The following is a 21,670-nucleotide window of genomic DNA, read 5'->3' as shown; positions in this document are numbered from 1 at the left end:
ATTAAGCTTATCTTAAACAAAACAAAAATAAAGGAATTATTAAAGTGGATGCAGAAATAAATTTGTATGTACATATAGAGAACAAAAATATTTATATCTAAAATAAGAGAGGTATGTTATGGAAGATAAAAGAGTTATGGAGATACCTATAGAAGATGTAGTTCCAAATCCATACCAACCAAGAAAAATATTTTCACAAGTTTCATTGGAGGAATTGAGTAATTCTATAAAGGTATATGGTATAATTCAACCTATAACAGTTAGAGCAAAAGATGGTAAATATGAACTAATTGCTGGAGAAAGAAGATTAAGAGCAGCTAAATTGGCAGAACTTAAAACTGTACCAGCAATTATAAATAATATGAACGATGAATCTTCTGCTGTTCTAGCGTTATTAGAAAATTTGCAACGAGAAGACTTAAATTTCATTGAAGAAGCAATTGGTTATGAAAACTTAATAAAAGAACATGCTTTTACTCAACAGCAACTAGCAGAGAAATTGGGCAAAAATCAATCTACTGTAGCAAACAAGCTTAGAATATTAAAGCTTCCAAACAACATAAAAATGAAGCTGATAGAGAATAACTTAACAGAGAGACATGCTAGAGCATTCCTTAAACTACCAAGTGAAGATTTAATGCAAAATGTACTAGATAAAGTTATAAAGAATGAATTAACTGTTAAAAAAACAGAGAAATTGATACAAGAGATATTAGAAGAAACCAAAATTCAAGAAGAGCCTGATAAAAAACAGAATATAAAGGGTGCTATGAGTATAAGAATTTACATAAATACTATAAAGCAGGCCTTTGATGCTATATCAAATACAGGAATTGATGCTAAGTATAATGAAATAGATAAGGGAGATTACATGGAAGTCGTTGTAAAAATTCCTAAAAAATAGAGATTACTGCTTACCAGTAATCTTTTTTTGTAATATAAGCCTTGTAATATAAATTGATTTATAGACATTATTTGTAATTATAAAATCACCTAGTCAACATTTAAAATTAATTTAATTCTTAAAGGGGGGGAACATCATGGGCAAAGTTATAGCTATATTCAATCAAAAGGGTGGAGTCGGAAAAACTACAACAAATGTAAATTTAAGTGCTAGTTTAGGAATCTTAGGAAAGAAAATATTAGTATTAGATTTGGACCCTCAAGGAAATACAACTAGTGGATATGGTATTAATAAAAATGAAGTAGAAAATACAATCTATGAAATTATGCTAGATGGGTTACATATTAAAGAAGCAATAATAAATACTGAGTTTGAAAATATCGATTTAGTTCCATCAGCTACTGAGTTATCAGGTGCAGAAATAGAACTTACTTCTAAAAGTAATAGAGAGTATATTTTAAGAAATTCCATAAAAGCAGTAGCAGATGAATATGATTATATATTTTTAGATTGTCCACCCTCACTTGGGATGCTTACAATAAATTGTCTAACTGCTGTAGATAGTGTCTTAATTCCTATACAATGTGAATATTATGCTTTAGAGGGAGTTAGTCAATTGATGGAGACTATAAAATTGGTAAAATCAAGATTAAATGCAGACATAGAGATTCAGGGTGTTGTTTTAAGTATGTTTGATGGGAGAGCTAATCTATCAATACAAGTAGTTGAAGAAGTCAAAAAATATTTTAAAGGAAGTGTATATACAACTCTAATTCCAAGAAATGTAAGGCTTGCAGAAGCTCCAAGTCATGGAAAACCTGTTATTTACTATGATAAAAGGTGTAGGGGCTCTATAGCTTATTTGGAACTAGCAGAAGAATTTATAGATTTAGAAGAGGAGGAATATTAGTATGGAGAATAAGTCTAAAAGAAGTAACAGATTGGGTAGAGGTCTTAGTGCATTGATACCAGAAATTAAAGGAGAAACTTCAGAAAAAGAGATAATCAACATCGATATAGACAAAATATATCCAAACGAAGTTCAGCCTAGAAAACAGTTTGATGAAGAAAAAATAAAAGTATTATCTGATTCTATAAAAAATTATGGCGTATTACAACCAATAGTAGTTAAGATGGATGAAAATGACAAATACATGATAATAGCGGGAGAAAGAAGATTTAGAGCATCAAAACTTGCAAATAAAAGTCAAATACCTGCTATAATTAAAGATATAGATATGAAAGACATAATGGAGATAGCTTTAATTGAAAATTTACAGAGAGAAGATTTAAACTCAATAGAAGAGGCCCTAGCATATAAAAGCTTAATAGAACATTATAATGTAACTCAAGAGGAAATATCAGAAGCTGTTGGTAAAAGCAGACCTCATATAACTAATACTCTAAGACTTTTAAATCTTGGACAAGATGTTATAGATATGATAGATAGTGGTAGAATTACAGCAGGGCATGGTAAGGCGTTGTTGAGAATTGTAGATAAGGATTTACAGCTACAAATAGCAAAAAAAGTAGAAGAAGAAGAGCTTTCTGTAAGAGAAGTCGAAAATATAGCTAAAAAAATATCTGAAAACAAAGAAGAAGTACCAAAAAAATCTAAGCCTAAGGATGTATTTATCTTAGATGTAGAAGATAAACTTAGAAATATATTTGGGACGAAGGTAAATATTTCTAAAGGAAAGAAAAAAGGTAAAATAGAGATAGAATACTACAATGATGATGATTTAAACAGTATTGTATCAATGCTTCTTGAATAAAACAAAACTATAAAACGGAGAGGAAGATTGTTATGATTTATTTAGATAATGCTGCAACTACATATCCAAAACCAGAAAGAGTGTATGATGCTGTTTTAGATTGTATGAAGAACTACTGTGCAAATCCAGGTAGAGCTGGACATAAGCTTGCTATGAGAGCTGCTAGGGAAATATATGATACAAGAGAGAATATAGCTAAGTTATTTAATGTGAGCAATCCTATGAATATAGTATTTACATCTAATGCTACAGATTCTTTAAATCTAGCAATAAAAGGTGTATTACAGGATGGTGACCATGTAATAACAACATCTATGGAGCATAATTCAGTAATAAGACCTATAAAAGCATTGGAAAAAAGAGGTATTGAAAATACTGTAGTAAAATGCGATTATGAAGGTTTTCTAGATTATGAAGAATTAGAGAAGTCAATAAAGGGAAACACTAAATTGATTGTAACGACACATGCATCTAATGTATGTGGTACTTTAATAGATATAAAGAAGGTTGGAGAAATAGCTAAAAAACATAATATATTATTTTTAGTAGATGCATCACAAACAGCAGGTGTCTATGATATAGATGTAAATGAATTTAATATAGACATGTTGGCAATGCCAGGTCATAAATGCTTATTTGGACCTCAAGGAACAGGTATACTATACGTAAGAGATGGTTTAAATCTAAATATATTAAAAGAAGGTGGAACAGGAAGTAAGTCAGAAGAAATGGTTCAACCAGAATTGTTCCCAGATAAATATGAGTCAGGGACTCATAATACTCCAGGTATAGCAGGTCTTAACCAAGGTGTATTATTTATATTTGAAAGAGGAATCAACAATATAAGACAACATGAAGAAGAATTATGTCAATATATGATAGACAAGTTAGAGGAAGTGCCAGATATAAAGATATATGGACCAAAAGATAGTAAAAAAAGAGCGTCTGTAATAGCTATAAATATAGGAAACATGGATTCTGGAGAGGTTACTTTTTTACTAGACAGTGATTATAATATAGCAACTAGATCAGGAATACATTGTTCTCCACTAGCACATACCACTTTAGGAACTTTAAAACAGGGTGCAGTAAGATTTAGCATAGGATATTTCAATACAAAAGATGAAATAGATAAAGCAGTAGAAGCTTTAAAGAAAATTTCAAAAAATAATAAGTAATATTAAGTATTATAGAATTAAAGAATATAAAAAATAGTGTAGATTATATAATCTACACTATTTTAGTATGCCTTAAATGTATCTTAAAGTGTGTCCTAAAAAATTACTTTAAGTAATCTCCTTCTTCAAGAACTATATGGCCACTTTCATAATTAGCACCATCAACAGTAAGTTTTATTTGTTCAACATTCATATTTTTTATGTAAGTACGAGCAACTGAATCAAGCATTAAAGTTTCTGCATCACTACCTAAGTTTGACTTTGTAAAATCAGAATTAACATCTAATATACCAGTTTTTACACCATCAATGTCTTTTGTAGTAAATGAGTTTAATTTTGCAGATTCTGGAACAACTTTAAGTTTTTGAAGCTCCTCAAATAAAGTATTTTCATCAACTTTGTTTAGGTCAACTTTGTTTTCTATTAAATCTGTCTGGTCTACATCGAAAGAGTAAATAATAACTGATTGAGTTTTATTTTCCTCTTTTGGAGTAGAAGTAGCTTTTTTATTAGGAACCTCTTTCTCGGCATTATTTTCTTCTTTTGGTTGCTCAACATTTGTATTACTCTTAGTTTCTTTTTTAGGTGTATCATTCCCAACTTGAGCATTAGTACAACCAATTGCGAATATAGATATAGATAATATACTTAACACTAACATTATTTTCTTATTTTTCATAAAAATTTCTCCTCTCATAAAAACTATTCTTATATATAATTATAGTCGTTATGAGCAAATATATGAATACAAAATAGTAACAAATTTAAAAAATGATTTATTTAAATTAATTAAATCCAAAATAAACTAAATTTTAGTCATTTTTATGGGAAATCATTTAATGTACACAGAAAATATTGTAAAATAAAAGTAGTGTTTTTAAAATAAATATAAGTTATAATTATATTATAAAAAAATGTCTTCAAAAGGTGGGAATAGTATGGAAATTTTGAGCTTAGGAGAAAAGATTAAAAAATTAAGAAAAGAAAAAAACATGACATTAAAAGAATTAGCTGGAGATAGGATAACAGCAGCACAAATAAGCCATATAGAGAGAGATAAATCTCATACTAGTTATGAACTGTTGGAATATCTAGGCGATAAGTTAGATGTAAGTGTAGAGTATTTATTAGAAACCAAAGAAATGCAGTCAAAAAAGATAACTGATAATTTAATACTACAGAGCGAAATCTACATAAAAGAAAATGAGTTAAACAAGGCTGAGGACCAAATAAAAGAAGTTTTAAATATATGTAAGAGATACGATTTAATGGAGAACTATGGCAGATGTAATTTTTTAATGGCTAATATTAACCTAAAAAAATCTGATTATAATGATGCTATAGAAAACTTTGAAAAGGCATTATACTTCTTTATAAAAAATAGTGATAGTGAAAATATACTTAAGTGCTATTTAAATATAGGAAAGATATACATGCAAGAAGACTTTTATAAAGGTGCTATAAGCCACTTTAATTTTGCAGAAGAAATTTTGTCAGAGAGTAAATTTGAGGATGTTAATATATACAAGGAACTATATAGTAAGATGGCATATTGTTACATAAAATTAGATAATCCAAATATGTCATTGAAGTACATAGATAAGATAAATGAAATAGACAATAGAAATGATAGAAAAGAAGATGTCGATATTTTGGTGTTAAAAGCAAATAACATGCTTGAGATAGGAAAATATGAGGAATCGAAAGATTATTTTAAAAAAGCATTAAAGATACTTGAAAATGAAGATAATAAAACTGGATTAGCAAATGTATATTTAACAATTTGTGATGTTTACAGAAAAATAGGTGAAACAGATAGAGTACTTGAATATTCACAAAAGGTATATGACATAAAGAAAAATGATGAAGATGAATATATGATGTCAGGATTATTCAAGATAATAGAAGCATATATAGATAAAGAAGATTATGATTTAGCTAGAAAATATTGTAAGATAGCCTTAGCTTCATCAATAAAAAATAAAAATAAGTTCAATGAATATAGAGCATTAAAATTCTACTCTAATATGTATAAGAATCAAAATGAGATTACCCTTGCAATTGAGTATTTAATCAAATGTATAAAAATAGTATCAGACCTAGGAAATAGTAGAATATTGGCTAATTTATATATAGACTTAGGTCAATTATATTCAAGTATCTCAAAAGAAAAAGAGTTAGAATATTATCAAAAAGGTGTATTTATGTATAAAAATCTAGAAATAATGTAAGAAAAATAAACCTATAAGGTTATAGAAACAATCTATAACAAGCAAGATAACATCTATGATAAAATATAAATTGTATGAATATTTTTAAGGAGATGAATCAAACAATGAGTATAAAAATAGATGCTAGAGGACTTGCTTGTCCTAAACCAGTTATAAATACAAAAAAGGAATTAGATAAAATAGAAGAAGGTATTGTAGTTACAACAGTTGACAATGAAACAGCTAAAGAAAATGTATTAAAACTTGCTAAATCTTTAAATTGTGAGGCAAGTATTGTTGACGAAAAAGAAAATTTTATATCTATAGAAATTATAAAAGGTCAAAATATCTTAGATAAACAAGATATTGTAGACAAGGAAGAATGTAAACTAGAAGATACATGTATATTTATATCTTCAGACAAAATGGGGCTTGGAAATGATGAATTAGGGAAAGTATTAATAAAAGGATTTATATATACTTTAACTGAATCTAAGCCTTATCCTAAATATGTACTTTTAGTTAATGGAGGAGTAACACTAAGTGCTGAAAATGAAGAAACTATAGAAAATTTAAAAATACTTGAAAATGAAGGCGTAGAAGTCTTATCTTGTGGTACTTGTTTAGACTACTACAATTTAAAAGACAAACTACAAGTAGGTTCAGTTACAAATATGTATACTATAGTTGAAACATTAAAGAATGCATCAAATACTATTTCTATATAATGTATGTTTGTTTAATAATATAAAAACTAATAATAATGATTAATTTAAAGAAAAACAGATAGTCAGAAAGGATTAAGCAATGAATCAGATGTATATAGTGTCATTTAATTCGACACATCATGCAATAAGATCAGAAAAGTTATTTGGTGAAAATGGTCTAAAGGTAATGGCTCTTCCAACACCAAGAGAAATAACAGCAAGTTGTGGGATATCAATTAAATTTTCTTTTGAAGACATGGAAAATATAAAAACAATTTTAACTGAAAATAATGTAGATATAAAAGGAATTTATTGTATAAGTAAATTAGAAGATGGTTCGAAAGAAGCAGAGAAGCTAGATTAGGAGGCTAATTATTTATGCCAATGGATTTAAAAATAGGAGACATTGTCGAATTAAAAAAACAACACGCATGTGGATGTAAAGAATTCGAAATTATAAGAACTGGAATGGATATAAAGATAAAATGTACCAAATGTTCAAGGTTAATAATGCTTGATAGAGAGACCTTAGAAAAGAGAGTAAAAAAGCTAATAAAAGAATGATATAAAATTAACATTTAAAAAATGTCAAATACCGTATATTAATATCCGAAATTTTGGTATAATAGAAAATGAAGAAAACATTTTCATGGGGGTGCTTTAATTATGGCAATTAAATATGCAAGAAGAATGGAAGGTTTACAAGGATCTGAAATACGTGAGCTTTTAAAACTTACTCAACAACCACAAATAATATCTTTTGCTGGTGGAATGCCTGCTCCAGAATTATTTCCAGTTGAAGAAATGAAAAAAGTATCAGTTGCAGTGCTTGAAGAAAATGGAAGATCAGCTATGCAATATACTACAACAGAAGGATATGAACCATTAAGAGAGAAAATAGCAGCTAGAATGAATGAGAAAAATCAAACTAATGTAGACAAAGACGATATATTAGTTACAAGTGGTTCTCAACAAGGTCTAGATTTTGCAGGAAAAGTATTTATTGATGAAGGTGATGTAATTTTATGTGAAAGCCCATCTTACATAGGAGCTATAAATGCATTTAAATCTTATCAACCTAAATTCATAGACGTTCCAACTGATTCTGATGGAATGATAATGGAAGAATTAGAAAAAATACTAGAAACAACTGATAGAATAAAAATGATTTACGTAATTCCTGACTTCCAAAATCCAACAGGAAGAACTTGGCCACTTGAAAGACGTAAAAAATTCATGGAAATAGTAAACAAATTTGAAATACCAGTAATAGAAGATAATCCATATGGAGATTTAAGATTTGAAGGAGAATCTTTACCATCTTTAAAATCAATGGATACAAAAGGATTAGTAATATTCTTAGGAACTTTCTCTAAAATATTCTGCCCAGGATACAGATTAGGATGGACTTGTGCTTCTCCAGAAATATTATCTAAATTTAACTTTGCAAAACAAGGTGCAGACTTACAAGCATCAACTATATCTCAAATGGAAGTAAGTAAATTCATGGATATGTATGACTTAGATGCACACGTTGAAAAAATTAAAGCAGTTTATATTAAACGTAGAGATGTAATGCTTAAGACTATGGAAGAAGAATTCCCAGAAGGATTAGTATTTACTCATCCAGAAGGTGGATTATTTACATGGGTAGAGCTTCCAAGTAATTTAAATGCTAAAGAATTAATGCCAAAATGCTTAGAAAAGAATGTTGCTTATGTTGCTGGAGGAGGATTCTTCCCTAATGGTGGTAGAGAAAATACTTTCAGACTTAACTATTCAAATATGCCAGAAGAAAAAATAATAGAAGGTATAAAAAATATAGCATCAGTTTTAAAAGAAGCTATGGGTGTTGAAGCTTAATTAAAAATAATAACTTATATAGATATATTATAGGGGATGGCTATTGCCATCCCTTGTTAATTTAAGAATATATAATTTGCCTTATATTAAACTTTGTCCAAAATTTAAATTGACATAAATGAGAATAAATGATAAAATGTGTAGGTATGAGATTTTAGTCTCATTTCTCTGCTCTAAGAGTGTAGAGCCGTTAAGTCCAAAGGGAGGTGAATTATAGTGAGAAATTATGAATTAGTTTATGTGGTAAAGCCAAACTCTGATGAAGAAGTAAGAGAGGCTATACTAAACAAAGTTAAGGAAGTTGTTGCAACTGACGGAGAAATAGTTAAAGTTGATACTTGGGGAACTAAAAAATTAGCTTATCCAATAGCTAAGTTTACAGAAGGTTTTTACGTATTAGTTAACTTTAAATCAGCAGTAGACGTTCCTAAAGAGATAGACAGAAACTTAAAGATAAATGAAAACGTAATAAGACACATGATAGTTGTTGCTTAATAACTGGTTTTATTATAAAAAATAGGTGGTGTTTTTATGAATCAAGTTGTATTAGTGGGAAGATTAACTAAAGACCCTGAATTAAGATACATCCCAGGTACAGGAACACCAGTGGCATCCTTTACAATAGCCATTGATAGAGACTATGTAAAAAAAGATGGATCTAAAGAAACTGATTTTATACCTGTTGAAGTAATGGGTAAATCTGCTGAATTTTGTGCTAACTACATAACTAAAGGTAGATTAGTTGCATTGCAAGGATCTATAAGAGTAGACAATTATCAGACACAATCAGGTGAAAAGAGAACTTTTACAAAAGTAAGTACTAGATCAGTACAAGCTTTGGATAGTAAGAATAAATCGGAAAATTCATATAGAGAAAGTGCTCCAGCTTTTGAGCCAAGCTTTGAACCTCAAGGTCTAGACCCACAAGGTTTCCAAGCTATAGATGATGACGATATACCATTTTAAAAAGGAGGGAAAAAAGTCATGATGAATAAAAAAAGACGTAAGAAAAAAAGAGTTTGTCAATTCTGTGCTGACAAAAACGCTAAAATAGATTACAAAAGTACTCAAAGATTACAAAAGTATATAACTGAAAGAGGAAAGATATTACCAAGAAGAATATCTGGAACTTGTGCTAAGCATCAAAGAGAATTAACAGTTGCTATAAAAAGAGCGAGAAATATAGCACTTTTACCATATACATTAGACTAAAAAAATGAGCCTTGTGCTCATTTTTTATTATAGGTATTTATATATCTAAATGAAGCGAGCTATAAAGCTCGTTTTTTTGTTTATATACTTAAATATATTATTATTTATGATATAATATTATATATTAAGGAGGGTTGTAAACGTGAAAATAGATAAAGGTTCTGAAATAACGAGAAACATAAAGATAATAGAATGGATGAAAACAGAAATATTAATGAGTATAAGTGATTTGTTTAACTTATTATTTAAAGGGGTAAAACCTTTAGATGAAGCAATTCAAGATACTCTAGCAAATATAATAATGATAACATATCTCTTAGCAAAGAGATTAGGAATTAGTTTTAGAGATGTGGATTATAAAGTCAAAGAAAAAATAAAAATTGGTATAGATGAAGAACATAGTGTTGAAAGATGGTATGGAGATTTATCTAATTTAAAAAAACATATGGATAATAGGGAGTGATATTAAATTGAATAATAAAATTAGACTATCTAAAGCAATGCATATAATAGTTTTAGCTGTAATAATCGCTTTAGTAATAGCCTATATTCCAATGCTAGGAATGTTTAGTATATTAGCAGCTGTTCCATATGTAATTATAGGTGCTATTACTGATAGAAGGTATTCTTTTATATCTATTTTGATTACATTTTGCGTACTAATTCTATTTGCAGACATTTCTTATGCATTAAATATATGTATAATGTATTCTTTACCAGGTATAGCAATAGGAAAGATGTTAAAGAGAAGTTTTGAACAAGAAGATAGCAATAAATTTGAACCCATATATGGTGGAACAATAATATTTGTACTTTCAATGCTTGTATATTTCTTTGTATTAAAAACATTTTTAAATGTAAATTTATTAGATGAAGTTTCTAAGATGATAGCAGAAATTGTAAACATCCAAAAGAATAGTTTTTCAGCAACTGAACTTAAAATATTTGAGAAGATGAAGCCAGATGAGATTGTAAGCTATTTTACAAACATGTTACCAATGATGCTATTTTTACAAGGGTTATTATCAGCATTTGTAACATATTATTTAAGTGTATTTTTTATCAAAAGAATTACAAAGATGGATATAAGATTTCCTAAATTTGCAGATTTTTATTTACCAGGAAATGCTATACTCACAACTTTCTTACTTTATTTGTTAGTCTTATTTATTCAAATTATTGGTTCAAAACTATATACAGAATTAATAATGACTAATTTACAGCTAGTTTTTAATTTAATGTTTGTAATTCAAGGTATAGCAGTTTGTATTTATTTTTTAAAGAAATGGATAAGACAGGGACCAAATAAAATTATGTTTCTTTCAGGGATAATTTTATGTTTATTTGGATTTATGGGAATATCTTTTGTTGGTATGGTAGATAGTATAATTGACTTTAGAAAGGTGAGAAGTTATAAATCCACTTAGGAGGATAGAAATGAGTAATAAACAAACCTTTAAATTAAATATGCCAGAAATAAATTTATATATAATTGTTATTGGTATTTCTAGTATAATTTTGCTTTATTACAACTTGTATGTAGGGTGTTTATTTTTCTGTATTTTTGTATATATGGTTTTTCACAATTGGAGAACAACTAATATTAGACGTCATGAATGGACAGAGTATATTCAAAATTTATCTTTAGACATAGATGAAACAACCAAGAAAGCCATAATAAATCTTCCAATACCACTGTGTATCTTGGAGTTTGATGGAAATATATCGTGGTATAATGGAAAGTTTTATGATATGATTGGTCAAAAAGATTTACTTGATAAAAATATAGAAGAGATAGTTAAAAATCTTAATTTAAGAAAAGTATTGAATGAAAATAAAGAGATGTACACAGAAATAAACTACAAAGAAAAAGAATATACAATAATTTATAATGTTATAAAAAATGATCAAGAAAAGAATCCTAAATATTTGATGATATTATACTGGATAGACAAGACAGAATATTTAAAAGTAAAACAAGATTATGATGACGAAAAAAATGCAATGATGCTAATACAAGTAGATGGATATGATGAAGTATTAAAAAGTGCAGCAGAAGACAAGAGAGCTTTAATTAATGTTGAAGTAGAAAAAATACTTTCTGCTTTAGAATTAAACTCAAATGGTGCATTGAGAAGAACTTCAAAAGATAAATTCTTCTTGGTAATGCATAAAAAAGAGTTAAAGAAATTAGAAACTGAGAAGTTCTCTATTTTAGATACAATAAGACATATTGATTATGGAAATAATCTTCCTGTTACTATAAGTATAGGAATTGGTATAGATGGAGATACATTAAATGAGAACCTAAAACTTGCTACAGGTGCACTTGATTTAGCACTTGGTAGAGGTGGGGACCAAGCCGTTGTAAAAACAAAAGATAAATTTGTATTTTATGGAGGAAAATCTAAAGCTGTAGAAAAGAAAACCAAAGTAAAATCTAGATTGATAGGTCATGCCTTAAGAGAGGTTATACAACAAAGTGACCAAGTTTATATAATGGGACATAAATATCCAGATATGGATGCTATGGGAGCTGCAGTTGGAGTTTATGACATATGTAAATCCTGTAACAAAACAGCAAACATAGTTTTACAATCGGTAAATGAATCTATAGAAATATTTATAAATAAAATAAATGAAAATAATTATTATAAGAAACTATTTATTGGAAAAGAAGATGCTATTGACAACTGTACTAAAAACACGTTGGTCGTGGTAGTTGATACTCATAGACCTAATTATACCGAATGTGAAGAGCTATTAAAGCTATCAGAGAAGATAGTGGTAATAGACCATCATAGAAGAGGTGTGGAATTCATAAATGATGCAGTACTTTTATTCCATGAGATATATGTATCTTCAACCTGTGAAATGGTTACAGAATTAGTTCAATATATGGATGAAGATGTAACAATAAATAAACTAACAGCTGAAGGTCTTTTAGCAGGAATAAGTCTAGATACTAAAAACTTTGCATTCAAAACAGGTGTTAGGACTTTTGAAGCTGCTTCTTATCTTAGAAAAGTTGGAGCAGATACTATTGAGGTCAAAAAATTCTTCAATTCTGATGTGAAAGATTTCATAATAAAAGCTGAAATAATTCAAAGTACTAAAATAATTAACAATAGAATATGCTTAGCATATTCAAGTACAGAGATAGATAGTATAAATGTTATAATAGCTCAAACTGCTGATGAGTTATTAAACATAAAAGAAGTAGAAGCTTCCTTTGTATTAGGTGAAAAAGATGATACGATATTTATAAGTGCGAGGTCTTTAGGACAAATAAATGTACATGTGCTTATGGAGAAATTAGGAGGCGGGGGACATATAGATATAGCTGGAGCACAGTTAAAAGATGTTTCTCTAAAAGAAGCTTATAAGATGGTAAATAAAATAATAGAGGAGTATTTGGAGGAGGAAGAATAGATGAAAGTTATATTATTAAAAGATGTAAAAGGAACTGGTAAAAAAGGGGAAATGAAAGAAGTAAGTGATGGATATGCAAGAAATTTCTTATTTCCTAAAAAGATGGCTGTGCAAGCAGATAATGTAGCAATAAAAGAGTTAAATGAAAAGAATAAGTCTAAAGAGATAAAAGCGAAAAAAGAATATGAAGAAGCTGTTTTATTAGGGAAACAAATGGAAGAAATCAATATAGAAATATACTCAAAAGCAGGAGAAGGTGGAAGACTTTTTGGTTCAATAACTGCTAAAGAGATTGCTGAGCAATTAAAGAAACAAAAAGATATAGATGTAGATAAAAGAAAAATATTATTAGATGAACCAATAAGAACTCTAGGTTCAACATTTGTAGAAATAAAAATACATCAAAAAGTAACTACTAAAATAAGAGTAGATGTAAAAGAAAAACAGTAATAACTAGAGGTGATAAAGATGGAAGATATGACGAGAATTCCTCCTCATAGTGTAGAATCAGAACAATCAATATTGGGTTCTATACTTCTAGATAAAGATGCTATAATAACAGTTACAGAAACTATAAAGCCTGATGATTTCTATAAAGAGGCTCACAAAATAATATATGAATGTATGATAACTTTAAGTAATAAAGGTGAGCCTATAGACTTGATAACACTGACAGAAGAACTAAGAAAACAAGGGCATCTTAATGATATTGGAGGAATCAGTTATATTACAAGTCTTTCTACTATAGTACCTACGACTTCAAATGTAAAATACTATGCTGACATAGTAAAAGAGAAGTCTGTGCTTAGAAAGCTTATAAAAGCTTCTAATGAAATAATAAATCTAGGATATAGTGGAGCAACTAAAATTGAAGATGTTTTAGAACAAGCTGAAAAGAGCATATTTGATATATCACAGGAGAAAACTAGTGATGATTTTAAATCTATAAACTTAGTTTTGATGGACGCCTATGATATGATAGAAAAATTATACACTAATAAGAGTGATGTAACTGGCATAACTACTGGTTTTAAAGATTTAAATAAAAAAATAAATGGTCTTCAAAGGACCGATTTAATATTAATTGCAGCCAGACCAGCAATGGGTAAAACTGCGTTTTCTTTAAACTTAGTACAAAATGCCGCCTTAAAAGGTGATGCGTCTGTAGCTGTGTTTAGTCTAGAGATGTCTAAAGAACAATTAGTACAACGTATGTTATCTTCACAGTCTAGTGTAGAATTAAAAAAGATAAAGACTGGAACACTTAATGATAATGACTGGCCTAGAATTATAGATGCTATGGCAGTGTTGTCAGATGCGAAAATACACATAGATGATACTCCTGGTATAAAAATATCAGAATTAAGGTCAAAGTGTAGAAAGTTAAAGATAGAAAAAGGTCTAGATTTAGTGCTTATTGATTATCTTCAACTTATGGAAGGAGAAGGTAATAACGAAAGCAGACAACAAGAAATATCTAAAATATCAAGGTCACTAAAGATACTAGCAAAAGAATTAAACTGTCCTGTTGTGGCATTATCTCAGTTATCACGTGCACCAGAACAAAGAGCAGACCATAGACCAATGTTATCTGACTTAAGAGAATCTGGAGCGATAGAACAGGATGCAGATATAGTCATGTTTTTATATAGGGATGAATATTATCATGCTGATTCTGAGAGTAAAAATATAGGAGAAGTAATAATAGCAAAAAATAGACATGGTGAAACTGGTTCTGTAGAACTAGTTTGGCTTGGTGAAGTTCAACGATTTGGGGATAAGTTGAGAGACCTATAATCTAATGAATATCCACAGAACATCCTTTCTTTCTACAGGAAAAATGTGGATACATGTCACTAAATATGTCTAAACCTTGAAATATAGCTAAAAAATTATCCACAGTATCCACAGATAGCCTGTTGATAAGTGTGAATAAGTAGATAAAGCAAGCTTTTAGCTTGCTTTATCTGTGTATAAATATTAATTATTAGGAGGAATAATATGGAGAAAATAAGCTTAACGTGTATATATCCCAATATAATTAAAGTACTTGATGAAATAAACTTATTTAGAGTAATTGATAATAACCTAAAGGAATCAATTGTTGTCTATGCTAGTATTGTGGATAGTCAATATTATATAAATATGACTAACACAAACTTTGGAAATATAACTAACATATGTAAGTTAGAAAAACTTCTAGATGTGGATAAATTTATGGAAAAAGTTATAAACTATGAAAAAGAAATCATAGAGAAAGATGAATTTTCAAAAATAGAAAAATATCTGTTAAATATTGGAGAACGCTAAAAAAGTTGAAAAAAATACGAATGTTTGATAGAATAAATAAGTAAAGCGTTCGAGAGTATATAAAATATAGAGGTGAATTACATGAAAACAGTTGCAATTGTTGGTTCTCAATGGGGAGATGAAGGTAAAGGTAAAGTTATAGATTATCTTGCTACTCAAGCAGATGTAGTAGTAAGAGGACAAGGTGGAAATAATGCAGGACATACATTAGTTGTAGAAGGTAAGAAGTATGCACTACATTTAATTCCATCTGGAGTATTAAATTCAAAAACAGTGAATATAATAGGAAATGGTATAGTATTTGACCCTAAAGGATTTTTAGAAGAATTGGAAATGTTTAAAGCGGATAATATAAATACAGAAAATATAAAAATAAGTGATAGAGCCCATGTCATATTCCCATATCATAAAGAACTAGATGCATTGTCAGAAGAAGCCAGAGGCGATTTAAAGATAGGTACAACAAAAAAAGGTATTGGACCTTGCTATATGGATAAAACAGAGAGATCTGGAATAAGAATCTGTGATTTAATGGACAAGGACAAATTTGCTATAAAATTAAAAGCTCAGATAGATGCTAAAAATGAAATAGTTAAGAATATATATGGAAAAGAAGAATTATTTGATTTTGAAACAATATATAATGAATATATCGGATATGCAGAACAAATAAGAAAATACGTTGCAGATACATCAGTTATTGTATATGATGCAGTGAGAGCAGGTAAAAAAGTATTATTTGAAGGAGCACAAGGTACTTTATTGGATTTAGATTTAGGAACATACCCATTTGTTACATCTTCTCACCCAACATCTGGTGGATTTGCAATCGGTGCAGGTATAGGACCAAACATGATAAAAGATGTTGTTGGGATAGTAAAAGCATATACTACAAGAGTTGGAGAAGGTCCATTTGTTACAGAACAAATAAATGAAACTGGTGACAAAATAAGAGAGCAAGGTCATGAATTTGGAGTAACTACTGGTAGACCAAGAAGATGTGGATGGTTTGATGCAGTTATAGTTAAGTATGCAGCTAGGGTTAATGGTTTAACTAGTATCTCATTTATGTTACTAGATGTTTTAACTGGATTTGATAAGATAAAAGTTTGTACATCTTATAAGATGGGTGATAAAATAATAACAGATTTCCCTGCATCATTAGACGACTTAGCAAAATGTGAACCTATATATGAAGAATTAGATGGATGGAATGAAGATATAACTCAAGTAGATAATTTTGATAATCTTCCAGAAAATGCAAAGAAATATATAGCTAAAATAGAAGAGTTGGTCGGAGTAAGTGTAGACATGGTTTCTGTTGGGCCTAATAGAGCTCAAACAATAATAAGAAAAAATATATTTGCTTAATATTTTATTAAACAATTTAAATTGTGAATAATAAGGAAAGAGTATCTCAAGATAATGATTATAGTTATTAGAGATACTCTTTTGTGTTAGATTTGTATTAAGTCTTTATTCAGTTAAAATTATTTATGTATGTTCTATGTGTAATTAAAGTTGAATTTCTGTATTCTAATTATATATTTTATTCAAAATGCTTGTTGAAAATAAGTAGTTCAAGAGGATTCTAATTATATGCTAAAAAAATAAAAAAACTATTGACTAAAAATTGTACAGCAGTTATAATATAACTTGTGAGTGAAAGAAACGACGAAAAAAGTCGAAAAAAATGTGGTCTATTAGCTCAGTCGGTAGAGCACCTGACTTTTAATCAGGGTGTCCCGCGTTCGAGTCGCGGATAGATCACCAAAATGGCTCGTTGGTCAAGAGGTTAAGACACCGCCCTTTCACGGCGGTAACAGGGGTTCAATTCCCCTACGAGTCACCAGTATGGGACTATAGCTCAGCTGGGAGAGCACCTGCCTTACAAGCAGGGGGTCACAGGTTCGAGCCCTGTTAGTCCCACCATTTTTGAATTAGAGATAAATACTAGATTATATGCTGGTGTGGCTCAACGGTAGAGCAGCTGACTTGTAATCAGCAGGTTGTAGGTTCGATTCCTATCACCAGCTCCACAAAGTACATAAATTCAAATTAATATAATTTTCTACGTTACAGGATACTTTTAAGTATCTTTTTTTGATTGAAAAATTAAATTTAATTACAATAAAGTATTAAGTTATTTGTAATGATATAATTTATAAGATTAAAATTTAGAGTATTTTTAGAATAGTATTATATAATCTGCTAAGTTTACAATATTGATAAATTATAAGTAATATAAAGAATTAGATGTATTAAAGATACTTTAGAAATGTACTTATAGTAGAGAGAGTAGTTTCTTTAGTATAAGTTTTAAACAGAGAAGCAAGTTTGTCTTACCTCTCTATTTAAAAATAAAAAAATGTTTTTTAAGGGCTACTTTATTTAAATCTTTCCCATCTCAAATCATCACCAGTAAATTCTAAAATCCTAAATTTGTCTAAAATTCTAGAAAGAGTTCTTTGAGTATAAGTATTTCCTATTTGGGATGGTGTTAAGTTGGTTGAGATAATAATTTTTTTACCAGTAACAAGTCTTGTGTTTACAATGTTGAAGATTTCTCCACTAGTAAAAGAGTTATTAAGTTCAGTACCAAGGTCATCTATTATTAATAAATCACAATCAAACAAGTTTTTATAATTATCTTCACTTATCGGATTATTTGTGTCTCTTCTAAATTTATAGTCTTCAAGAATATCTAATATTCTAAAAGAAGTTTGATAAATTACAACATTTCCTTTGTCCAATAATTCCTTTGCAATACAATTGCACATATATGTTTTTCCCAGTCCAGTAGAACCATAAAACAGTAGATTTTCATCATTATCTTCCTTGAAATCATGAACAAAATTTTCGCAGACACTTAAATTATTTAGCATATTTTCTCTAGGAGATATTTCTCCATCAGAGCCTTTCTTAGGAGAAAATATATTCAAGTTAAAATTCGAAAAATTTTCCTGACTTAAAATCCTGTCTAAATTAGACATTTTATAAGCTTCATTTACAATTTCTTGTTTAAGGCAAGAGCATTTTTCCCCATTAGGTAAAAAACCTTTATCTTTACAAGAAGTACATTGAAACTTTATTTCTAAGTAATCAAGAGGGATATTATTCTCAGCTAAAAGTTCCTCCTTCTTTACTTTTAAAGATTCTATAGTATTTTTAGATTTATTTACAATCTCATCTTTAGACTTAGGATTTAAAAGTACTATTTTAGCTAGACTAAGGCCTATTTTAGAAATCTCATCATCTATAGATTTTATTTCAGGAATTCTATTATATACCTCATTTTTTCTATGTTCTAATAAGAGTTCGCTATTATCTCTTCTCTTATCATATTTAGCAAGTATTTTTCTTATTTTATCTTCATTCATTTAATCACCTACTTAAACTTTTCTTTTTGACTTTTTTTAATAATCTCATCGAGTTCATCAGATGTATACTGAGTGAATGTCTCATTGAAATTATGAAACTTAGTTTTCTTGTAAGTATTGTTGTTTTGAGTAGTATTAATCTGCTTCTTATTAATATTCTCCTTAACTATACGTTCTTCCTCTTTTTGCTTTAAATCATTTAAATTTTTTATATTTTTTTCATTCCAATTTTTAATTATACCATTTATATAAGATATACTTGGGTTTGAAATATTTTTAGATTTAGAGCAAGCATTTATTATTAAGTCCATATCCATACCAAATTTATCAAACCAAGTGTCCATAAGTTCTTTTTCTGACTTTGATGGTTGTCTTGAAAATCCTAATTCATTGAAAATAGTTTTGTATAAAATATATCTTTCACTTCTAACTAAAAAGCTATCTTCAACATCTTTTGGTGTATATAAATTTGAATCATACCAATTCCTGATAATACCCTCAATGTATTTAACTGGTTTTGATGTACCAGTTTTATCTTTTACATATTCATAAGCACAAAGTATCATATCAGGACTCATATTGTATTTATTCATTATATCCATGATACTTATCTTTTCACTTGGGTCGAGATAGCGGCCAACTATTTTATTTATGGAATTGAACATTTTTCTAATACTTGGATTTTCAGAAGTAGATACAACTTGGTCTGTATTAGATTTTACAGATGAATTATTACCTAATATATTCTCAATATAGAAATTTTTTAAATCTAAAAATTCTATTGAATAATTAAAATTATCATATTCTCCATTGTCATGTATTTTTATAATCTTCTTTTCCTCCCAAAATTTCCAAGCAGATAACACATCAGACAAAGGTATATTTAGGTTTTTGGCTATTGAATTATTGTCGAACTTAGGATTAGAAGTAATATCACATGCTTGTCTATAGCCTAAAAGATAAACTTTTACGTATAACCCGTCCGCCATTGGCATAAATATATCTATAAAGATATTGGGAATAGTGATTTCACCTAAATCTATTTCATTGCTTTCTTTGAAAAACATTTTATCACCTCAGATTAAATTATATCATTTTTTATATTATATTTGTCTGTAAACAAATAAAAGGTCGCAAGATTAGCATGTAAATATTTTCTAGAAAGATTCATTTTGAAAGGGAGGAGATATTTTGGTTATAAAATTCAACCAAAAAGTAAGAAGAACATTATCAGTAGCAATTTTATTTATGGTATTAATAATAGGTTGCTTTATAGAAAAGGATGACAGTTTAGAAACGTATAAAGAAAAAGCTAATTCAAAGATAAATCAATATAATATGGATGTTATATTTGATGATGAAACGAAGAGACTAATGTGTAATCAGAATGTTGAGTACATAAATAATACAAAATCAAACATGGATAAAATATATTTTCATATATATCCAAATGCTTTTTCAAAAAAAGAGTTTGCTCCTTTTGAAAAAGAGGAAATGACAAAAGCTTATCCTAATGGGTTCAATGAAGGGTACATAGATATAAAGAATATATTAAATAGGAATAGTAAAATGGAGTATAAGATTAAAGGGGATAAAAATGATATATTAGAAATAGAATTAGGGAAAGAATTAAAACCGAATGAAAGAATTTCATTAGATATAAAATATAATGTAAAAATACCAAATTCAGTTGGAAGATTTGGATATGGGGAAAATACTATAAACGTTACTAACTGGTTTCCTATAGCTTGTGTTAATGATGAAAGAGGTTGGAATCTAAAGAGTTATGAAACAATTGGTGACCCATTCTATAGTGAGACTAGCGATTTTCATGTGAAACTATTAATTCCAAATAAGTATAAGATTGCTCACACAGGAAAACTTATTAATGACAAGCATGACAATAAAAAGATGCTATATGAAATAGAAGCTGAAAGTGTTAGGGATTTTGCATTTATATTAAGTAGTAAATTTGATGTAACTAAGGTAGATTCAAAAGGAATAGCAATTAATACATACAATTTAAATAAAAAACTTTCTAAAAAAGCAACTGAAGTGGCAAAAGATTCAATTGATATATTTAGTGAATTATTTGGGAAATATCCATATAAAGAATACTCTGTCGTAGCGAGTGACTTTTTTATAGGTGGAATGGAATATCCTATGCTCGTTATGATAGACCAAAGCTTATATAATGAGAAAAATGAATTTCTACTTGAATATGTTATTGCCCATGAGACAGCACATCAATGGTGGTATTCTGCTATTGGAAATGATGAAATAAGTGAACCTTGGTTAGATGAAGCACTTACTGAATATTCTACAATAGTGTATTTTGAGCAAAAATACGGTAAAGAGATGGCAAATAAACTTCTAAAAACTATGGAGATACAGACAAAGAGTTATTTGAGTGAGAATATATTTAAACCAGCAAATGAGTATAAAAATTCTACTGAATATAGCTTGAATGTTTATACAAAAGGTGCAATAGCGTTTAATGAAGTGAGAAAAGAAGTTGGTGATAAAGTATTCTTTGAGACTTTAAATGAATACTATAATAAATATAAACATAAAAATGCTAATGGAAGGGCTTTTGTGGAGATATGGAGCAATAAAGGGATAGATATAAATAAGATTATAAGTGAATACAAGTAAATTTTGTATAGGGAATGTTTCAAAATAAGAATTTGGAGCATTTC

The 21,670-nt window shown here is 28.6% G+C and carries 23 protein-coding genes and 4 tRNA genes; 24 read left to right on the top strand and 3 right to left on the bottom strand.

Annotated features, from left to right (window positions below; translation table 11 throughout):
• Window positions 1-118 precede the first annotated feature (118 nt).
• From noc to ACTG46_RS19385, 4 genes are all read left to right on the top strand, one after another.
• Window positions 119-904, top strand: a complete 786-nt coding sequence (noc, locus tag ACTG46_RS19400) for a nucleoid occlusion protein (RefSeq protein ID WP_054272088.1) — start codon at window positions 119-121, stop codon at window positions 902-904.
• Window positions 905-1,040: 136 nt separating this feature from the next.
• The gene (locus ACTG46_RS19395; RefSeq protein WP_479923417.1) at window positions 1,041-1,814 is read left to right on the top strand and encodes a ParA family protein; all 774 of its coding nucleotides are present in this window, start codon (window positions 1,041-1,043) and stop codon (window positions 1,812-1,814) included.
• A 1-nt stretch (window position 1,815) separates the two neighbouring features.
• Window positions 1,816-2,679 (top strand): ParB/RepB/Spo0J family partition protein, encoded by an 864-nt coding sequence (locus ACTG46_RS19390; RefSeq protein ID WP_054272086.1) that lies wholly within the window; start codon window positions 1,816-1,818, stop codon window positions 2,677-2,679.
• A gap of 32 nt (window positions 2,680-2,711) precedes the next feature.
• Window positions 2,712-3,857, top strand: a complete 1,146-nt coding sequence (locus ACTG46_RS19385) for an aminotransferase class V-fold PLP-dependent enzyme (protein ID WP_054272085.1) — start codon at window positions 2,712-2,714, stop codon at window positions 3,855-3,857.
• A 103-nt stretch (window positions 3,858-3,960) separates the two neighbouring features.
• Here the strand turns inward: ACTG46_RS19385 and ACTG46_RS19380 are convergent, their stop codons facing one another.
• Window positions 3,961-4,536, bottom strand: a complete 576-nt coding sequence (locus tag ACTG46_RS19380; RefSeq protein ID WP_479923416.1) for a GerMN domain-containing protein — start codon at window positions 4,534-4,536, stop codon at window positions 3,961-3,963.
• Between the two features lie 259 nt (window positions 4,537-4,795).
• Between ACTG46_RS19380 and rstA the strand changes: the two genes are divergently transcribed.
• From rstA to ACTG46_RS19285, 19 genes are all read left to right on the top strand, one after another.
• Window positions 4,796-6,088 (top strand): toxin production/motility transcriptional repressor RstA, encoded by a 1,293-nt coding sequence (rstA, locus tag ACTG46_RS19375; protein ID WP_054272083.1) that lies wholly within the window; start codon window positions 4,796-4,798, stop codon window positions 6,086-6,088.
• A gap of 104 nt (window positions 6,089-6,192) precedes the next feature.
• The gene (gene yedF, locus ACTG46_RS19370; protein ID WP_054272082.1) at window positions 6,193-6,795 is read left to right on the top strand and encodes a sulfurtransferase-like selenium metabolism protein YedF; all 603 of its coding nucleotides are present in this window, start codon (window positions 6,193-6,195) and stop codon (window positions 6,793-6,795) included.
• A gap of 79 nt (window positions 6,796-6,874) precedes the next feature.
• Complete coding sequence (locus ACTG46_RS19365; RefSeq protein WP_054272081.1) at window positions 6,875-7,138, top strand: putative Se/S carrier protein; 264 nt, start codon at window positions 6,875-6,877, stop codon at window positions 7,136-7,138.
• A gap of 14 nt (window positions 7,139-7,152) precedes the next feature.
• Complete coding sequence (locus ACTG46_RS19360) at window positions 7,153-7,338, top strand: DUF951 domain-containing protein (protein ID WP_021386561.1); 186 nt, start codon at window positions 7,153-7,155, stop codon at window positions 7,336-7,338.
• A 102-nt stretch (window positions 7,339-7,440) separates the two neighbouring features.
• Entirely contained in the window at window positions 7,441-8,637 is a 1,197-nt protein-coding gene (locus tag ACTG46_RS19355) for an aminotransferase-like domain-containing protein (RefSeq protein ID WP_054272080.1), read from the top strand.
• A gap of 216 nt (window positions 8,638-8,853) precedes the next feature.
• Window positions 8,854-9,132: a 30S ribosomal protein S6 gene (gene rpsF, locus ACTG46_RS19350; protein WP_003420522.1), complete on the top strand. Its 279-nt coding sequence runs from the start codon at window positions 8,854-8,856 to the stop codon at window positions 9,130-9,132.
• A gap of 36 nt (window positions 9,133-9,168) precedes the next feature.
• Entirely contained in the window at window positions 9,169-9,603 is a 435-nt protein-coding gene (locus tag ACTG46_RS19345) for a single-stranded DNA-binding protein (protein WP_021386628.1), read from the top strand.
• Window positions 9,604-9,621: 18 nt separating this feature from the next.
• Window positions 9,622-9,849, top strand: a complete 228-nt coding sequence (gene rpsR / locus ACTG46_RS19340; RefSeq protein WP_003420527.1) for a 30S ribosomal protein S18 — start codon at window positions 9,622-9,624, stop codon at window positions 9,847-9,849.
• Between the two features lie 142 nt (window positions 9,850-9,991).
• Window positions 9,992-10,312, top strand: coding sequence for a MazG-like family protein (locus ACTG46_RS19335; protein WP_479923415.1), 321 nt, complete (start codon window positions 9,992-9,994; stop codon window positions 10,310-10,312).
• Window positions 10,313-10,319: 7 nt separating this feature from the next.
• Window positions 10,320-11,276 (top strand): YybS family protein, encoded by a 957-nt coding sequence (locus ACTG46_RS19330; RefSeq protein WP_479923414.1) that lies wholly within the window; start codon window positions 10,320-10,322, stop codon window positions 11,274-11,276.
• 10 nt (window positions 11,277-11,286) lie between these two features.
• Window positions 11,287-13,281 carry a DHH family phosphoesterase gene (locus tag ACTG46_RS19325; protein ID WP_054272077.1) on the top strand — a complete coding sequence of 665 codons (1,995 nt, stop codon included), beginning with the start codon at window positions 11,287-11,289 and terminating at the stop codon, window positions 13,279-13,281.
• Window positions 13,282-13,731: a 50S ribosomal protein L9 gene (gene rplI, locus ACTG46_RS19320; protein ID WP_054272076.1), complete on the top strand. Its 450-nt coding sequence runs from the start codon at window positions 13,282-13,284 to the stop codon at window positions 13,729-13,731.
• A gap of 18 nt (window positions 13,732-13,749) precedes the next feature.
• Window positions 13,750-15,078: a replicative DNA helicase gene (gene dnaB / locus ACTG46_RS19315; RefSeq protein WP_003420541.1), complete on the top strand. Its 1,329-nt coding sequence runs from the start codon at window positions 13,750-13,752 to the stop codon at window positions 15,076-15,078.
• A 204-nt stretch (window positions 15,079-15,282) separates the two neighbouring features.
• Entirely contained in the window at window positions 15,283-15,591 is a 309-nt protein-coding gene (locus ACTG46_RS19310) for a hypothetical protein (protein ID WP_054272074.1), read from the top strand.
• 81 nt (window positions 15,592-15,672) lie between these two features.
• Window positions 15,673-16,962, top strand: a complete 1,290-nt coding sequence (locus ACTG46_RS19305) for an adenylosuccinate synthase (protein ID WP_479923413.1) — start codon at window positions 15,673-15,675, stop codon at window positions 16,960-16,962.
• Window positions 16,963-17,288: 326 nt separating this feature from the next.
• Window positions 17,289-17,364: transfer RNA gene (locus ACTG46_RS19300), tRNA-Lys, on the top strand.
• A gap of 4 nt (window positions 17,365-17,368) precedes the next feature.
• Window positions 17,369-17,443: transfer RNA gene (locus ACTG46_RS19295), tRNA-Glu, on the top strand.
• Between the two features lie 4 nt (window positions 17,444-17,447).
• Window positions 17,448-17,523, top strand: a tRNA-Val gene (locus tag ACTG46_RS19290).
• Between the two features lie 32 nt (window positions 17,524-17,555).
• Window positions 17,556-17,630, top strand: a tRNA-Thr gene (locus ACTG46_RS19285).
• 348 nt (window positions 17,631-17,978) lie between these two features.
• Here the strand turns inward: ACTG46_RS19285 and ACTG46_RS19280 are convergent.
• Window positions 17,979-18,971: an ATP-binding protein gene (locus ACTG46_RS19280; RefSeq protein WP_054277831.1), complete on the bottom strand. Its 993-nt coding sequence runs from the start codon at window positions 18,969-18,971 to the stop codon at window positions 17,979-17,981.
• An 8-nt stretch (window positions 18,972-18,979) separates the two neighbouring features.
• On the bottom strand, window positions 18,980-20,038 hold the full coding sequence (locus ACTG46_RS19275) for a DnaD domain protein (RefSeq protein ID WP_479923412.1): 1,059 nt from the start codon (window positions 20,036-20,038) through the stop codon (window positions 18,980-18,982).
• Between the two features lie 124 nt (window positions 20,039-20,162).
• Between ACTG46_RS19275 and ACTG46_RS19270 the strand changes: the two genes are divergently transcribed.
• Window positions 20,163-21,626, top strand: a complete 1,464-nt coding sequence (locus ACTG46_RS19270) for a M1 family metallopeptidase (protein ID WP_479923411.1) — start codon at window positions 20,163-20,165, stop codon at window positions 21,624-21,626.
• Window positions 21,627-21,670 lie beyond the last annotated feature (44 nt).

Source organism: Clostridioides sp. LIBA-7678, from assembly GCF_056716065.1.
The sequence above is the reverse complement of the archived record's forward strand: the minus strand, read 5'-3'. Positions and strand labels throughout refer to the sequence as shown.

Bases quoted from the DNA above. Each gene is read 5' to 3' on its own strand.
- noc (WP_054272088.1), top strand. From the start codon at position 119: ATGGAAGATAAAAGAGTTATGGAGATACCTATAGAAGATGTAGTTCCA.
- ACTG46_RS19395 (WP_479923417.1), top strand. From the start codon at position 1,041: ATGGGCAAAGTTATAGCTATATTCAATCAAAAGGGTGGAGTCGGAAAA.
- ACTG46_RS19390 (WP_054272086.1), top strand. From the start codon at position 1,816: ATGGAGAATAAGTCTAAAAGAAGTAACAGATTGGGTAGAGGTCTTAGT.
- ACTG46_RS19385 (WP_054272085.1), top strand. From the start codon at position 2,712: ATGATTTATTTAGATAATGCTGCAACTACATATCCAAAACCAGAAAGA.
- ACTG46_RS19380 (WP_479923416.1), bottom strand. From the start codon at position 4,536: ATGAAAAATAAGAAAATAATGTTAGTGTTAAGTATATTATCTATATCT.
- rstA (WP_054272083.1), top strand. From the start codon at position 4,796: ATGGAAATTTTGAGCTTAGGAGAAAAGATTAAAAAATTAAGAAAAGAA.
- yedF (WP_054272082.1), top strand. From the start codon at position 6,193: ATGAGTATAAAAATAGATGCTAGAGGACTTGCTTGTCCTAAACCAGTT.
- ACTG46_RS19365 (WP_054272081.1), top strand. From the start codon at position 6,875: ATGAATCAGATGTATATAGTGTCATTTAATTCGACACATCATGCAATA.
- ACTG46_RS19360 (WP_021386561.1), top strand. From the start codon at position 7,153: ATGCCAATGGATTTAAAAATAGGAGACATTGTCGAATTAAAAAAACAA.
- ACTG46_RS19355 (WP_054272080.1), top strand. From the start codon at position 7,441: ATGGCAATTAAATATGCAAGAAGAATGGAAGGTTTACAAGGATCTGAA.
- ACTG46_RS19345 (WP_021386628.1), top strand. From the start codon at position 9,169: ATGAATCAAGTTGTATTAGTGGGAAGATTAACTAAAGACCCTGAATTA.
- rpsR (WP_003420527.1), top strand. From the start codon at position 9,622: ATGATGAATAAAAAAAGACGTAAGAAAAAAAGAGTTTGTCAATTCTGT.
- ACTG46_RS19325 (WP_054272077.1), top strand. From the start codon at position 11,287: ATGAGTAATAAACAAACCTTTAAATTAAATATGCCAGAAATAAATTTA.
- rplI (WP_054272076.1), top strand. From the start codon at position 13,282: ATGAAAGTTATATTATTAAAAGATGTAAAAGGAACTGGTAAAAAAGGG.
- dnaB (WP_003420541.1), top strand. From the start codon at position 13,750: ATGGAAGATATGACGAGAATTCCTCCTCATAGTGTAGAATCAGAACAA.
- ACTG46_RS19310 (WP_054272074.1), top strand. From the start codon at position 15,283: ATGGAGAAAATAAGCTTAACGTGTATATATCCCAATATAATTAAAGTA.
- ACTG46_RS19305 (WP_479923413.1), top strand. From the start codon at position 15,673: ATGAAAACAGTTGCAATTGTTGGTTCTCAATGGGGAGATGAAGGTAAA.
- ACTG46_RS19280 (WP_054277831.1), bottom strand. From the start codon at position 18,971: ATGAATGAAGATAAAATAAGAAAAATACTTGCTAAATATGATAAGAGA.
- ACTG46_RS19275 (WP_479923412.1), bottom strand. From the start codon at position 20,038: ATGTTTTTCAAAGAAAGCAATGAAATAGATTTAGGTGAAATCACTATT.